Below are 14,780 nucleotides of genomic sequence, written 5' to 3'. Positions count from 1 at the left end.
GCGAGGTGATATCTTTTTTTTACAATTATGAGTACGTTTTCTTTAATATCGCTTGTACATATGGATCATATAATATCTGTTCTATAATTGGTAACATGTTTTGTTCAAATGGAATGTCGATAGGAAATGGCTTTTGAGAACCTGGTTTTATTCCATATTGCACAATTTTGTAATGTGTATTGTTTTTAGACTTGAGCACAATTAACTTATAGCGGTTATCATCGCCAGCGAGTGAGAAATCAATAGAAGTAGCGTTATATGTTACTTCATCTTTATATATGTACGGCTTTGGCGTACCAATCCAGTCTACTTTTGCTTGTACATTCATGGGCATAGCCTCCTTATGTGTATTATAAATAAATAAAAGCCAGCTCTCAATAAAGAGAACCGGCTTGTAATTTAGCAGTCATTGGTTATTTTAAAATTTTCACTTTAACAGTTTTGCGTCCCCATTTTTGAGCAGCACTATCTGATCCAAGTAAGATATCGATACGGTTACCTTTAATTGCACCACCAGTATCTCCAGCGATAGCTTCTCCGTAACCTTCTACCCATACTTTAGATCCTAATGGGATTACTTTCGGGTCAACAGCGATCATTTTCATGTTTGGATTCGCAGTTAAATCATGACCCATTGCAGTTAATACACGGCCGCCATATGTGCCACCGTTTTCGCTCGGGTGAGCTGTATATGCTGTAGCTACAACTGTTAACTCACGACCACCAGATGGTTCGCTAGTTTCAGCAGCTTTCACAGCAGGCTTAGCAGCTGGTTTTGCTTGTGCTGCAGGTGCTTGAGCCTTAGCTGGTGCTTCAGCTTTAGCAGGAACAGTCGTTTCTTGTTTCTCAATTACAGGCGCTGTACCTGTTAAGAAAGGAACGTGAACGTAAGCTGTTTTCCCGTTATATTCAAATTGTAACCACTCATTTTGTACTTGGTTCGTTGTTTCGATTACATCGTCTTTCTTCAACTTTCCAAGAATTTCTGAGTTTGTGTTCGCTTCAGCACGTACGTTTAATACGTTAGCTGTTACGTAGTAGATGCTTTTTGTGAACTCTGCACTTACGAATGCGTCTTTACCGTCTAAAGTAATTTTTGACCATCCGTTCTCTGTATTTTGAACATCTATTTTATTACCGTTTAGTAATTTACCGACAACTTTTGATTCCATAGTAGGGTTTTCGCGTACGTTTAGTACGTCTGTTGTTACAACAGTTTCTGCATTAGCAGATGATGTGAAAATCCCAAGACCAAAAACTGCTGCTGTTGCTATTCCAATTAATTTTTTCATGATAGCCTCCATTGCGTTTGTTTTCGTGTCCTCATTATAGCAACAGATTTTTTCGGATTTAGGGAAAACACACAATTACAAACCATTCGTAATAAGTCGTTAACATCCTGTAATATAACAAAAAATATAGGAAAGCGTTTTTCATTCTATATGAATCATAGGTTTCTAGTTATATTCAAAATATTTAATACAACATATTTTTTTCGCCGTAAATAAAAATATTACAGGAATGTTACATGATGTTTACTAAACGATTACATTCCTTGAGTATTTTACCGTTTTATGGGTAATATAGTTATATAAACATAAACATTTTGTTTGTGAATCTATAAACACGTGCTATATACTAGCAAAAAAACCGCATAATTGTTACAAAACGAAAGGGTTGCAAGGAAGAAATTTGCCCTTTTTTACATATGTAACACATCCTTTTTTAGGAAAATACATTCCTATCCGCATTTTTCTCACACAATTTGACAGCAGTATTTCTATCTTGTAGCTCTTGCAGAGTGAAAAGGTTATACGAAAGGTAAGGCTGTCCATAAGAATTCTAATTGGTGAAGGTGAAAGTAAGAAAATCACCGCAAAATTATAGTTTTCTATCCGATTTTACATATCGGAATTTATGTTATTTACAAAAACGAAACCTACGAAGGGGGATTTGATGAGGAAACTGACAAAAACATTCATCGTTTCATTAACATTATGTATTGCATTTACAATTTGGGGGATTATTCCCGAATCTATTATTGGAAAAGGTAGCTTAGGAAATGTAACAACCGCAATTCAAACTGCATTAGTTAGTAAGTTTGGGTGGTTTTATATTATTTCCGTTTCTATTATTTTAGGTGTATCTATCTTTTTAATTGTTTCGAAATACGGTTCTATTCGCTTAGGTAAAGATGATGACGAACCTGATTATAGTTATATGACATGGTTTGCTATGTTATTTAGTGCTGGTATGGGTATCGGCTTAGTTTTCTGGGGCGTTGCCGAACCATTAAACCATTTATACGCACCTCCGTTTGGAGAAGGTGCAACTGAGGAAAGTGCACGCCTTGCACTGCGTTTTTCATTTTTCCATTGGGGATTACATCCTTGGGGACTATATGCGTTTGTAGCGTTATGTATTGCTTATTTTACCTTTAGAAAAGGAAAAGCGAGTACGATTAGTGCAACAGTAGGTTCGTTATTTAAGGGCGGGGAACACGGACGTATTGCTCATTCGTTTGATGTGTTAGCTGTTTTCGCGACTGTGTTTGGTGTTGCAACATCATTAGGTCTTGGCGCAAAACAAATTGCAGGTGGTGTTAGCTATTTAACATCTATCCCGAACTCCTTAACGACACAGTTGGTTATTATTGCAATCGTAACAGTTCTTTTCATGTTATCTGCTCAAACAGGTCTTGATAAAGGAATTAAATATTTAAGTAATGCGAACATTATTTTGGCATTTGCACTTATGATTATTGTATTATTTGCAGGTCCAACAAACTTTATTATGAATTACTTCACTTCAACAATTGGTTCTTATATTCAAGAATTGCCAAGCATGAGTTTCCGATTAAGTCCTTTAGACGAAGGCGGAAATCAATGGATTCAGTCATGGACAATTTTCTATTGGGCATGGTGGATTGCATGGTCACCGTTCGTAGGTACGTTTATTGCTCGTGTTTCACGAGGTCGTACAATTCGTGAGTTTGTTATCGGTGTGTTACTTGTACCGACCGTAATAGGTGCACTTTGGTTCTCAGTTTTCGGCGGGACTGGTATTCACATGGAGCTGTTTAGTGATGCACATGTCTTTGAAAAAATTAAAGAGATGGGAACAGAAGTAGGATTATTCGCTATGTTTGATCAAATGGGAAGCTTTGGATCAGCTTTATCTGTTTTAGCGATTCTTCTTATTTCTACATTCTTTATTACATCTGCAGACTCTGCAACATTCGTTTTAGGGATGTTAACGACACATGGTAGTTTAAACCCACCAAATCGTATTAAAATGATTTGGGGTATCGTTCTAGCCGCGATAGCTTCAACCTTATTATATATTGGCGGATTAGAAGCATTACAAACAGCAGCTATCATTGCAGCATTCCCATTCGTCTTTGTTATTTTCTTTATGATGGCAGCATTATTTAAAGAGTTACAAAAAGAAGGACGTATGAAGCGGCATTAATAATAGAAGGAAAAGAGCTGATTTTATATCAGCTCTTTTTTTAATCCCTCTATTTGTTGGGCTGCCTGTAAAAGTCCGATTGGTGAGTGCTGATTAAAGTTTCACTTTATATAGAAGGAATTTGAAATACGGGTAAGGGAAATAAAATACTTTATCATATAAGTAGTATGCCCTTTATATGAAGAAAAAACGATAAGTTTCGACAACATTCGATACCTTACGAATTCTATTCGTATTTTTGTCAAAAATATGTCGGAAATGTGTTGTCACTTTTATGTATATGTGCTATATTATTTCCTGTAAGCGATTTCAAATAGTTTTAAAGCGCATTCAAGGGGGACATCTAGAATAATGAAACGTTACGAAAGAAAGTGGAAGCATATTTGTTTGAAACGTGTGGCACATCGTAGTGTCCAAGAAAGCACGGAACCTAAGACTGAAACGCGCAAAGAACAGCAAGAGAAGCAATTGGTTCTACAAAAATAGCAATCACTTTTTCGTATATAAATGAAGGTCGATCGTTCGTTGGGGGATGGACGTGAAATTACTTTCAGCTAAGGGGTATTGTCTGATATATAATTTATACGGCAATAAATAAGCACAGAGCATACGGCGCTCTGTGCTTATTTTTATTATTTATCTTTTTTGAATCGAACTGTCTTATCCCAGCCGATGACTTGTTTCTTACTCTTTGCACGTAAGTATAAGATTAAGCTACGAATAAATAAGTACGTAAAGAGCTGTGCGTACGTAAAGTACATAATAACGCTAATAAAAATATTAGTCGGTGTAAAGGTTCGTTCGACACTCTGGGCACTAAATAATTGAGAAACATATGTAATATATGCGACATACCACATAAATAGTAGCGGAATGCTATATTGAATTTGGAATATCCCGAGTAGCCCAATTACAAACCAAACGTTCGAAATGATTAGGAATAGCCAAAATACAACATACACTAGAACTTGTTGTAAGGAATGAACGAGCAGTTTTCCTTTAAAGAAGCTTAATGACGAGAACATTTTTTCTAAAATGTATAAATTCCCTTGGAGCCAACGTGTACGTTGTTTAATAAGGATTTTTAAATGCTCTGGTTCTTGTTCCCAAGTAACTGATTCTGGGACGATTGGTAAGAGATAACCTTTTTGTGTAATTCGTAATGTTAATTCAGCATCTTCTGCAATTGCATAAGGGTCATAGCCACCAAGCTCTTCTAGTGCGGAGCGACGAAGAAGCATGTTTGTTCCTGTCAGTGAGCCCGTTTGGAATAGTAACCAGCGTCCAGATTGCATAAGGAGCTGGAAGATTTGAAATTCTAGTGAAATCATTCGCGTCAGCCAGTTTCTTTTTTCGTTTACTGTACGAACATGTCCAACAGCTCCAACAGCATCTTCAGTTGTTTCAGCGTGCTCTACAAGCATTCGCAGTGCGTGTGGTTCAGGCTGGTTATCTGCATCGTAAACACAGAAGTATTCACCATCTGAAATACTAAGGCCGTAGTTTAATACGCGTGATTTACCCTTCGGTTCACCGGACGGAACACGAATGTGACGAATGTGGGCATAAGCTTTTTCGAAATCATCGCCGATTTCAGGTGTTTCATCTTGAGAGTTATCATTTAATAAATAAATGGTTAGCTTTCCTGGATATTCAATCTTCGCCATTGCCTCTAAAGTATCTTTAATAACGACCCCTTCATTATGAGCAGGTATGAAAATATCGACGCTCGGATAATGTTCTAGCGTACGATCTTTTCGTTTACTATTTCGATGGATTAAGCCCGCGATTGTTAAGAAAGAGTAGTAAACGAGTAAGCCAGAGAATAGAAAGGCCGTAAAAATAAGTACATATTTAATTGAAAATGTGATACTGATCCAAAAAACGAGTACGCAAAACAGAAGAAATAAAAGAAGTATAACGAGAGTCATCATAACAATGTCTGTCCTTTGTTTCCAATTTGCTCGCGTGAAATTTTTATATCTCGGATTGCTTCAGCTGCAAGCCATTGCTCCATTTTTGGCTTTAGGCGGTTCATTACAATGTCAGCACCAGCTTCATTTGTGTTTTGTAATAAAATAACTAGTGTATTATTATCATATTCAGCAGCAAGGTCAAAATCATTCCTTACCGTTTCAACTAATAAGGAAGCTACACGGTCCATAACACTTTCCTTCGTATATTTACTAAAGGAAGTGAAATCAAAGTAAACAATAAAGCCTGTTTCATTACGACGATTCATTGCAGTCGTTAATAAAGCTTGGCGTCTCTCGAATTCTTGTCTTGTTAGTAATTTTGATTCTCCAATATATTGTTCCAACGTTCTCACACGCTCAGTTAAAGTTTTATTTTCATGAATAACTTTTTTCAATAGGTGAGTTGTTATGTATACAATGAAGAAGTTAGCTGCCATCAGGAAGTGGGTAATGATATATTGCCATTGATCTGATGTACTCCATAAATGAAGCCATGCTTCATAAAACAAATAAAATACGGAAATAATGGTTCCTAGTATGAAGAAAATAAATGCTGTTTTGTCAGCTAAAAATAAGAATAGTACATTTACGATTACGTATATTATTGTAAAAATGAGCGAATGCTCATAATTCGTCATATGTACAGTAGTAAAATAAAATACAATTTGTAGAATCCACATAGAGAGGATTTTATAGAACTTATCTTTCACAAAACTTTCCTCCTTAAAGCTATTTCATCCATAGATACTTGTAGTATGCACAATTATTAAGAAATTGACCATTTCGTTAAATTCTTTTGAAGGGCAACAACAAGTAGCCTTTCTATTTTCATCAGAAAAATAAAAAGACCTAAACATTATTGTATCATAATGTTCTTATATTTGGGATAAAGTGATTAGTAGATACATAAAAGACGTTTGGATTGCATGAAAAAAGTCTTCTCTTGGAGAAAGAGAAGACTCTATATAAGTTTATAGGAACATCATACCTGCAACTGCTGCGTTTAAGAAGTTCGCTAGTGTACCAGCGATAACTGCTTTAATCCCTAATTGTGCAATTTGTTTACGGCGAGTAGGAGCTAGCGTTCCTGTTACACCTAACTGAATTGCGATAGAAGAGAAGTTTGCGAATCCACAGATTGCGAATGTTAAAATTAGATTTGTTTTTGCAGAGAACTCTGCCATGTGTGGTCCTAAGTTTGCGTATGCAACGAATTCGTTAATTGCAAGTTTTTGACCGATAAAGCTTGCTGCTTGTACAGCTTCACCTGGAGAAACACCGATTAAGATTGCAAATGGTGATAATAAGTAACCGAAGATTAAATCAAGGCTAAGTTTAATATCGAACCAAGAACCAACCCATCCTAATAATCCATTTAATAAAGCGATTAATGCGATGAAAGCCATTAACATTGCTGCTACGTTAATAACAAGTTGCATACCTTCAGATGCACCGCGTGCAGCTGCATCGATAACGTTTGCATCTTCACGTTCTGTAGAAAGTTCAACGTTATTATCTACTTTTTCTGTCTCTGGCATGATTAATTTTGCAATTAATAAGCTTGATGGAGCTGCCATAATTGCAGCTGCTAATAAGTGCTCTAACGGAATACCCATTGCTGCATAGCCGACAAGAACAGATCCAGCAACAGCTGTCATACCGCTTACCATAATAGTGAAGAATTCACTATTTGTTAAGCGTGCTAAGTAAGGTTTAATTAAAATTGGAGCTTCAGTTTGTCCTAAAAATACAGTCGTTACTGAGTTTAAGCTTTCTGCTTTAGAAGTGCCAAGAAGTTTACTTAATGCACCACCAACGACGCTAACAAATTTCTGCATAATACCGAAATGATATAAGATTGCTACTAATGAACTAATAAATACGATTGGAAGTAGTGCTTGAATAACGAAGATAAATCCCCAAGGGCCTTTTGCGTTGACTAAATCCCCAGCAACGAACCTAATTCCCTCGTAAGAAAAATTAATTAATCCTTGAACACCATCAGCAGCGTGTTTTAAACCTGCTTTACCAGCATCCCATCGTAACACGATAAATGAAAATGACATTTGTAATGCTAGCGCAATTAAAATTGTGCGCCAATTAACAGCTTTGCGGTTGGAAGATAGTAAGAAAGCAATTGCTAATACTCCAATCACGCCGCCAATTCCCCATAAAAGATTCATGCAGTGTATGCTCCTTCCTCATAGTAAAAAAGTGTATAAACCAGTTGTCTATACTTTTGCGAATATACATCTTAAGTAACTTATCATAATGGACATCGGAGGTCAAACGTCTAACGAAAAGTTTAAATAAAAAGAAAATTCTTCAAAAAAACACATATGAAATGAATGGACATGAAATAGGTTATGTTTTTTATGAGAATATATACATTATGATAACGTTATGGATTATTTTTGCAGAATAAAGTGTATGAAATGGAAGAATGGATACATTATTTTTATAGAGAGAAGGTAGGAGAAAGGGAGTAATATGTTGAACTCATAGCAAAAAGCCTTCTAGTAAACTAGAAGGCTTGGAAACTATTAATTAAGGTGCTTTCGTGTATCCTAAGAAGTGGCTCTTCCAATAAGAGTTACTTAATGAAGCGATTGCTACACCTTTATCTCCAGCTTGGATAAATGATCCGCCCCCAAGGTAAATACCCATGTGAGAAGGACCTGATTTATAAGTGTTTTGGAAATAAATTAAGTCACCTGGTTGTGGATTTGAAGTTTGTGGTAGGCTACTCCAATATCCTGCAACACTTTGACGGCTAATGTTATGACCAAATTTCTTAAATACGTGGTAGATGTAGCCACTGCAGTCTACGCCGTTAGCAGAAGTTCCGCCCCAAACGTATGGTACACCTTGCATTGATTTTGCATATGCAAGTACGGAAGAACTGTCGCCACTATTATTGCCTGTATTATTATTGTTGTTATTGTTTTGATTGTTATTTTGGTTATTGTTAGGCTTATTATCTACTGCGCCTCCAACTGGTGTTTTAGATAGGTAACGTGTTCCGATATAACCAGCTTGACCGTTGTAGTTAATTTTGCTCCATCCAGAGTTTTCAGAGATTACTTGAACCTTCTGACCTTGTGGAAGTGCGCCTATGATTCTATAATTTGTACCTTCGCCGCTACGTACATTTAGTGCAGAAGCATTAATGTAGTAGTCGCCAATTGCACCTTGGTTAGGTTGTTCAGGTTGTTTTGGTTGCTCAGGAGTAGTAGTGCCACCTTTAACGAATTTTACAAATTCGCTACTAACAAAGCCTGTTTTTCCTTGGTAATTTACTTTAAACCAACCGTTTTCAGATCCAACTACGTTTAATGTTGTACCGTTTAAAACGCCACCAATTACACTATGGTAAGCGGCAGGGCCTGTACGAACACGTAAAGATGTAGCGTTAACTACGTAAGAACCGCCAGTTTGAATAGTTCCATTATTATTGTTTTGCTCTTGTTTGTTGCCTTCTGTAACGTTTTCGTTAGAGCCGCCTTTTGTTACGTAGTCTTTGCTTATATAAGCAGTTTGTCCTGCGTAATTGATTTTGAACCAATCTTGAACTTCGCCAACAACTTGTACTACTTGTCCTTTTGTAACAGAACCTACAGTTGTGTGAGAAGTACTAGGACCTGTACGAACACGAAGGGAAGATACATTTACTGTATAGTTTCCGCTTGCTGGTTTTACTTCTTGGTTGTTATTATTCGTGTTGTTGTTTGAAGAACCCGCATTAGAAGAAACGCCAGATACGAATTCGCCACTTACATAACCTACTTGTCCATTATGGTTAATTTTCACCCAACCATTTTCTTGTCCAATTACGTTTAAAGTTTGTCCTGCATATACACGTCCAGAAACAGAACTAGAAGTGTTAGGAGCTGTACGTACACGTAATACATCAGCAGTAACTTTATTGTTTCCACCTGTGCTTACATTGTTGTTTGTTGCTCCACTTTTTGATACAAATTCGCCACTAACAAAGCCTGTTTTTCCGTTAATGTTAATTTTGAACCAACCATTTTCTTCGCCAATCACGTTTAGTGATTGACCGTTATAAACGCGTGAGATGATGTCGTGAGAAGTGCTTGATCCCGCACGAACATGTAATACGCTCGCGTTTACCGTATAAGATGAGTTGTTTGATGCAGAAGCTTGGACAGTTGTAGCAGCTTTTTGTGTATTTTGTTCAGGTGCAGCTTGAACACTATCAAGTGTAGGTGCTGCTCCTCCTGCTACAGACACTGCCGCAAGACCGGCAAGATACTTTTTCATAATTTGTCGATTCCTTTCTGTCTGTAATGTAGTGAAGAAATATTTACCAACTGTTAAAAATTCTAAAGAGCATGTCGATTACTGTCAAGACTTATATAGGAATCTGAATATGACAAAAAGATTACAAGAAAAAAATCAAGGCATAAAATTACACCTTGATTTCCATTTAAATGCATATATTGAATATGAAAGGACAGAAATTATTCGTGTTTAAGAAGATGACATATTGGATTGTAACAAGATTTTATTAAAAGATTTTTGCAGTTTTTTGGTGATAGGTCCAACTTGCCCATCTTGAATTGCGGTTCCATCAAGGTGGGTCATTGGTAAAATTTCAATCGTTGTGCCTGTGAAAAAGCATTCATCTGCTTGATAAACGTCACGAACGCTGAAAAGTTCTTCCTGTACAGGTATGTGAAGAGTATTCGCTAAAGAAAGGACATATTGACGAATAATGCCATTTAAAATAAGGTGATTGGCTGGATGTGTGTAAAGAGTTCCGTTTTTAATTAAAAAGAAGTTGGAATGGCTTCCTTCCGTTACAATACCATTCCTTACGAGAAGTGCCTCTTTACAGCCTTTCCGTTCAGCTTTCGTAGCAGCTAGTACGTTTGGTAATAAATTTAATGATTTAATGTCACAGCGTAGCCATCGAGTATCGGGTTCTGATATAGCGCGTATACCATATTCGATCCATAACGCTGGTCTTTCTTTTTTTGTAATATAGGCATAAATCGTCGGAGGGTTGTCATATGAAAATATATGTGTGCGAGCTTGTACACCGCGAGATACTTGCAAATAAATTGTGCCATCTTCGTGGAAATGGTTTCTTTCAATTAATTTGTAAAGTAAAGTGATGAGTTCAGCTTTTGAGAAAGGGAGCGATAATTCTATTTCTTCCATGGATCGATATAATCTCGTTATGTGCGGATCTAATAAGTGAAAGTTTCCTTTATATAGGCGAATAACCTCGTAGACACCATCTCCGAACTGCGAACCTCTCTCTTCAAGTTCTATGTACGTTTGTTGTTTTGTTGTATCAATAACTTCATCATTCCAAAGTACAAATTTTTCGTATGCCAATTTCCGTCCCATCCTTTCGTAAGTACGTAAGTAACGTGAAACTTTCATTCATGCGAGATAAGAATCACTATAGTAATTTTTATGTAAGTAATTCTCTACATATGCCCGTAAATGCCTGATTGGTGAGGGCTGATTAAAGTTTCACTTTACAGCATTTTGTATATACAAATTCGAAAATAAGAAATGAGAATCCTGCTTTTAAATAAAAAAAAGCAACATTCTTATGGAATGCTGCACAAGGAGGGTAGCTATCTTTCATAGGGACATTGTCTCGTTGAATGCTTTGTGTATGGAAACAAAACATGTTGAAAGACAATTATAAGAAAGTAGAAACAAAAGATTTACACATTTCTTTAAGGGATCTTACGAAAGATGAGAGATAAGAAATATGTAGAACCTTGTTTACATATTTTATTATAGAGATTCTTCATTAACACTATGTGAATATTTGGTAAAGGTTATGTAATTTTAAAGTTAATGAATATAAGTAGTTGTATGGAAGAAAATAAAAAAAGAGGCTGAGATTACTCAGCGCTCTTCTTTTCTTCTTTAATAGCTGTTTTTACTTCACCAGTTTTAATCTTATTACTTTCAGAGAAGCGAAGTAAGTCACCTTCAATGATTTTATCAGACATGTTCAATTCATTTTGGGCACGATCAATTAGTGGTTGAGATTCTTCTTTCGGTAATTGTACTACTTCGCCAGTAGCACGGTCGTAGAATGTACTGTTTGTGTACATGTATTTATCTGTAACGAAGCTACCGTCACGAAGAACAACAAATCCTTTATTATCAGGTGAGAATACATCATGACCGAATCGAACGTCATTCGTAGAATCTACACCAAGTAAGTTTAGAATAGTTGGTTTAATATCAATTTCACCAGTTGGTTTCGAAATTGTTTTACCTTCTTTTTGACCTGGAACGTGAATAAACATCGGTGTTTTTTGTAAGTTCATATGGTCAAATGCAGTGATTTCTTCTTTTCCTAAGAACTGTGCCATTGCACGGTTATGGTTTTCAGAAATACCGTAGTGGTCACCGTAGAATACGATTACGGAGTTGTCGTAAATACCTTCTGCTTTTAGACGCTCAATAAAGTGTTTCATTGCTTCGTCTAAGTAACGAGCAGTTACCATGTAACGGTCAAATACGCCATCACCAGAATTATATTCGTCGATTAATTTTGTACTGTCATCGTAAGTGAATGGGTAATGGTTCGTTAAAGTAAGGAAGCGAGTATAGAATGGTTGCTTCACTTCTTTCAACATATCAATAGATTGATCGAAGTATTCGATATCTTTTAATCCCCAGTTTAATTTTGTTTCCGGCGTAATCTTGTAATCAAGCTCGTTGTAGTAACGATCATAACCAAGTGCTGGATACATAATGTTACGGTTCCAGAATGTTGCGTTGTTTGCGTGGAATACCGACGTGTGATACCCTTGCTGACGTAAAATTTCTGGAGTTGCTGTATATTCATTGTTACCGTGTGTGAAGAATACAGCACCGCGGTCTAGTGGATATAAAGAAGTATCTACTAGGAATTCAGCATCAGATGTTTTACCTTGCCCAGTTTGATGGAAGAAGTTATCAAAGTAATAACTTTCTTTCGTAAATTGGTTTAAGAATGGTGTAACTTCTTGTCCGTTAACTGTTGCGCCAATTAAGAATGTTTGTAATGACTCAAGAGAGACAACAATTACGTTTTTCCCTTTTGCAGTACCGAACATATTTGGATCTGGTTTACTTTGTGTTGTTTTCACGTAGTTTTCTGTTTCTTGTAATTTACTACCGTCAGCGAATGCTTTTTGTGAACTTGATTTCGCTTGTAAGCCAAGATCGTATACTTGGTGTACATATAATCCTAAGTTTTTAACAAGCATAACGCGGTCGAATGAACGTGTTAATAGTTCTGGACGTTCAGCTTCTGCAAGCCCTAAGTTTGCGAAGAAAATAGCAACTGTTGATACGAAGTATAGAGAACGCATCGGGCGTGCTACACGCTCTGTAGGTGCAAAGTTTTTCATTTTCTTCAACAGAACGAAGAATATGATAATGTCTGCAAATGCAAGAATAATTTTGTAGTTAAATAATTCTTTCACACTAGAACCTAAACTTCCGAAGTTAGATGTTTGTCCGAGTACTGGTAAAGTAACGAAGTCATTGTAGAATCCGTAGAACATTACGTTACCAACAAGAACGATTGTTAAGATAAAATTAATTCCTAGTGCTATATAGTTACGTTTTTTCCCTTTTGCAAATAATGCAAGACCAACAAGCAGTAATGATGCTGCTAATGGGCTAAGGAATAAAATGAATTCTTGCATGAAAGATTCAAGTTTTAAATCAAAGCTTGTGCGTGTAATAATGTAAGTTTTCAGCCATAAGGCTAAAGCTACGAATACAGTGAAACGCACATTTTGAAATTGTGATTTCAAGGTTTCTTTCATTCATTTCCACCCTTTCTCTATCAGGCTTGGTCGATTTTGGAGCGAAAAATGCTAAAATAAAAAATACATAGTTTTCTTGGCCATAATTAAAGGTTCTATATTCACCCATATACGACTATAACTATGCATACCCTTTTGGTTTCTTTTGTTGCTCATAAGCATAACGTCATTTCTGTATTATACAACAAAATTCATTTCTGAGAAACACTATAACATTTTACATTTTTTGTATAAGATTTGTCACTACCAGAGAAAACTTTAACATTCGTTTATATGTCCGTCAACTAGAAAATATAACAAAGATAGAGCAGAATGTTAAGTAGAAGTGAAAATTTTCTTTGTTGAGAAATAAGAAACGAAGATGGGTAAGGGTTATCTAGAAATCTATTATATGAAGGAAATCGTGTAAAAATTAACGAACACTTGTTCTTTTTCGGTTTGTTTGTTACAATGAAAGTTCATTGATAGGTTTTGTGTAATTTCCATGAACTTTTACTGATAACATATTGTAGCTTATTTCTTTTTAAAAATAGGGAGGCTTTTTCATGAAACAAAAATTTTCAGTTGAAGCGTTTTGGAAGAAAGTAAAACGTGTTGCAAAGCAAGCAGGGCAGTCGGTCATTTATACAAGTTTATTACTGTTTTACGTTTTGCAAAGACCCGATGTTCCAAAACGAGTGAAAATTATTGTAATTGGAGCACTTGCTTATTTTATTGCACCGATTGATGCGATTCCAGATTTCATTGCTGGAATTGGCTATACGGATGATTTAGGGGCGTTAACGGCCGCACTAATACAGGTGTCGTTATACGTCAATGAAGATGTGAAAGATAAGGCACGAGTGAAGTTGGCAGAATGGTTTGGTTCGGATATAGACACAGCATTTATCGATCAGAAATTAGGTCAATAGGTGAAACCTGTCATAAGGTGACAGGACGAACGTAAGCGAGGAAGTGCATTATGCCATCAGGAAGAACGCATACGAAAATAAACTTAATATCCCTTCCGGTTGTTTTGTTTTTGCTCTTTTCGTATGGATTAACAAATTTTGATTTTTTATTAACTTTTGCAATTGGTTTTTTAGTAGGTACTTCATTTTTAACACCAGATTTAGATACGTACAGTAATGCTTATAACAAATGGGGTTTCTTACGTATATTTTGGTATCCTTATAAGAAAGTAATGCCACATCGATCTTTCTTTACGCATACGATTATACTTGGTGATGTGATTCGTATTGCGTACATGTTAATCGTCTTTTCTCCATTTTTATTCCTATTAAATGTAATCGCACTGGATGGTAATTTAATAGAAAGTGCGAAGAAACATGAGGTTGAAATTGTAACGTTCTTAATGGGAATTGTTGTGGCAAGTACGCTTCACATTATAGCGGATAAAGTGAATACGCGCCGAAAGAAAATGATGAGAAAAAAGAAGAAACGCAGAAGATAAAGTGAACGAATCGGGAAAAGGACCCTTGCAATTTGCAAGGGTCCTTTTTTAAACAAACGT

Annotated in this window: 12 protein-coding genes; 4 read left to right on the top strand and 8 right to left on the bottom strand. The window is 36.1% G+C overall.

Features of this window, described 5'->3' with window-relative positions; all coding sequences use genetic code 11:
- Positions 1 to 25: 25 nt before the first annotated feature.
- Positions 26 to 328 (bottom strand): DUF3910 family protein, encoded by a 303-nt coding sequence (locus tag AC241_RS25995; protein WP_050844731.1) that lies wholly within the window; start codon positions 326 to 328, stop codon positions 26 to 28.
- A gap of 85 nt (positions 329 to 413) precedes the next feature.
- Positions 414 to 1,292, bottom strand: a complete 879-nt coding sequence (locus tag AC241_RS25990) for a cell wall-binding protein EntA (protein WP_016079698.1) — start codon at positions 1,290 to 1,292, stop codon at positions 414 to 416.
- Positions 1,293 to 1,956: 664 nt separating this feature from the next.
- Between AC241_RS25990 and opuD the strand changes: the two genes are divergently transcribed.
- Positions 1,957 to 3,471, top strand: a complete 1,515-nt coding sequence (gene opuD / locus AC241_RS25985; protein ID WP_050844730.1) for a glycine betaine transporter OpuD — start codon at positions 1,957 to 1,959, stop codon at positions 3,469 to 3,471.
- Between the two features lie 351 nt (positions 3,472 to 3,822).
- The gene (locus AC241_RS35735) at positions 3,823 to 3,957 is read left to right on the top strand and encodes a hypothetical protein (RefSeq protein ID WP_000833067.1); all 135 of its coding nucleotides are present in this window, start codon (positions 3,823 to 3,825) and stop codon (positions 3,955 to 3,957) included.
- A 146-nt stretch (positions 3,958 to 4,103) separates the two neighbouring features.
- On the opposite strand, the gene AC241_RS25975 is transcribed toward AC241_RS35735, so the two are convergent.
- From AC241_RS25975 to AC241_RS25950, 6 genes are all read right to left on the bottom strand, one after another.
- Complete coding sequence (locus tag AC241_RS25975; protein ID WP_016079700.1) at positions 4,104 to 5,405, bottom strand: glycosyltransferase family 2 protein; 1,302 nt, start codon at positions 5,403 to 5,405, stop codon at positions 4,104 to 4,106.
- Positions 5,402 to 6,157: a nucleotidyl cyclase domain-containing protein gene (locus tag AC241_RS25970; protein ID WP_050844729.1), complete on the bottom strand. Its 756-nt coding sequence runs from the start codon at positions 6,155 to 6,157 to the stop codon at positions 5,402 to 5,404. The genes AC241_RS25975 and AC241_RS25970 overlap by 4 nt, the downstream gene beginning before the upstream one ends.
- Before the next feature lie 261 nt (positions 6,158 to 6,418).
- On the bottom strand, positions 6,419 to 7,630 hold the full coding sequence (locus AC241_RS25965; RefSeq protein ID WP_016079702.1) for a NupC/NupG family nucleoside CNT transporter: 1,212 nt from the start codon (positions 7,628 to 7,630) through the stop codon (positions 6,419 to 6,421).
- Between the two features lie 364 nt (positions 7,631 to 7,994).
- Positions 7,995 to 9,731 carry a C40 family peptidase gene (locus tag AC241_RS25960; RefSeq protein WP_043935836.1) on the bottom strand — a complete coding sequence of 579 codons (1,737 nt, stop codon included), beginning with the start codon at positions 9,729 to 9,731 and terminating at the stop codon, positions 7,995 to 7,997.
- Between the two features lie 210 nt (positions 9,732 to 9,941).
- Positions 9,942 to 10,826, bottom strand: coding sequence for a D-amino-acid transaminase (locus AC241_RS25955; protein ID WP_080117270.1), 885 nt, complete (start codon positions 10,824 to 10,826; stop codon positions 9,942 to 9,944).
- A 512-nt stretch (positions 10,827 to 11,338) separates the two neighbouring features.
- Complete coding sequence (locus tag AC241_RS25950; protein WP_000665343.1) at positions 11,339 to 13,267, bottom strand: LTA synthase family protein; 1,929 nt, start codon at positions 13,265 to 13,267, stop codon at positions 11,339 to 11,341.
- A 545-nt stretch (positions 13,268 to 13,812) separates the two neighbouring features.
- Between AC241_RS25950 and AC241_RS25945 the strand changes: the two genes are divergently transcribed.
- Complete coding sequence (locus AC241_RS25945; RefSeq protein ID WP_050844728.1) at positions 13,813 to 14,178, top strand: YkvA family protein; 366 nt, start codon at positions 13,813 to 13,815, stop codon at positions 14,176 to 14,178.
- A gap of 50 nt (positions 14,179 to 14,228) precedes the next feature.
- Positions 14,229 to 14,720: a metal-binding protein gene (locus AC241_RS25940; protein ID WP_050844727.1), complete on the top strand. Its 492-nt coding sequence runs from the start codon at positions 14,229 to 14,231 to the stop codon at positions 14,718 to 14,720.
- The last annotated feature ends 60 nt before the right edge of the window (positions 14,721 to 14,780 follow it).

The organism is Bacillus thuringiensis (genome assembly GCF_001182785.1).
Lineage (GTDB): Bacteria > Bacillota > Bacilli > Bacillales > Bacillaceae_G > Bacillus_A > Bacillus_A thuringiensis_S.
The sequence above is the reverse complement of the archived record's forward strand: the minus strand, read 5'-3'. Positions and strand labels throughout refer to the sequence as shown.

What these genes read in the sequence shown, in the direction of transcription:
- AC241_RS25955 (WP_080117270.1), bottom strand. Translation starts at nt 10,826, where the DNA reads ATGGGACGGAAATTGGCATACGAAAAATTTGTACTTTGGAATGATGAA.
- AC241_RS25960 (WP_043935836.1), bottom strand. Translation starts at nt 9,731, where the DNA reads ATGAAAAAGTATCTTGCCGGTCTTGCGGCAGTGTCTGTAGCAGGAGGA.
- opuD (WP_050844730.1), top strand. Translation starts at nt 1,957, where the DNA reads ATGAGGAAACTGACAAAAACATTCATCGTTTCATTAACATTATGTATT.
- AC241_RS25945 (WP_050844728.1), top strand. Translation starts at nt 13,813, where the DNA reads ATGAAACAAAAATTTTCAGTTGAAGCGTTTTGGAAGAAAGTAAAACGT.
- AC241_RS25995 (WP_050844731.1), bottom strand. Translation starts at nt 328, where the DNA reads ATGAATGTACAAGCAAAAGTAGACTGGATTGGTACGCCAAAGCCGTAC.
- AC241_RS25940 (WP_050844727.1), top strand. Translation starts at nt 14,229, where the DNA reads ATGCCATCAGGAAGAACGCATACGAAAATAAACTTAATATCCCTTCCG.
- AC241_RS25975 (WP_016079700.1), bottom strand. Translation starts at nt 5,405, where the DNA reads ATGATGACTCTCGTTATACTTCTTTTATTTCTTCTGTTTTGCGTACTC.
- AC241_RS35735 (WP_000833067.1), top strand. Translation starts at nt 3,823, where the DNA reads ATGAAACGTTACGAAAGAAAGTGGAAGCATATTTGTTTGAAACGTGTG.
- AC241_RS25990 (WP_016079698.1), bottom strand. Translation starts at nt 1,292, where the DNA reads ATGAAAAAATTAATTGGAATAGCAACAGCAGCAGTTTTTGGTCTTGGG.
- AC241_RS25950 (WP_000665343.1), bottom strand. Translation starts at nt 13,267, where the DNA reads ATGAAAGAAACCTTGAAATCACAATTTCAAAATGTGCGTTTCACTGTA.
- AC241_RS25965 (WP_016079702.1), bottom strand. Translation starts at nt 7,630, where the DNA reads ATGAATCTTTTATGGGGAATTGGCGGCGTGATTGGAGTATTAGCAATT.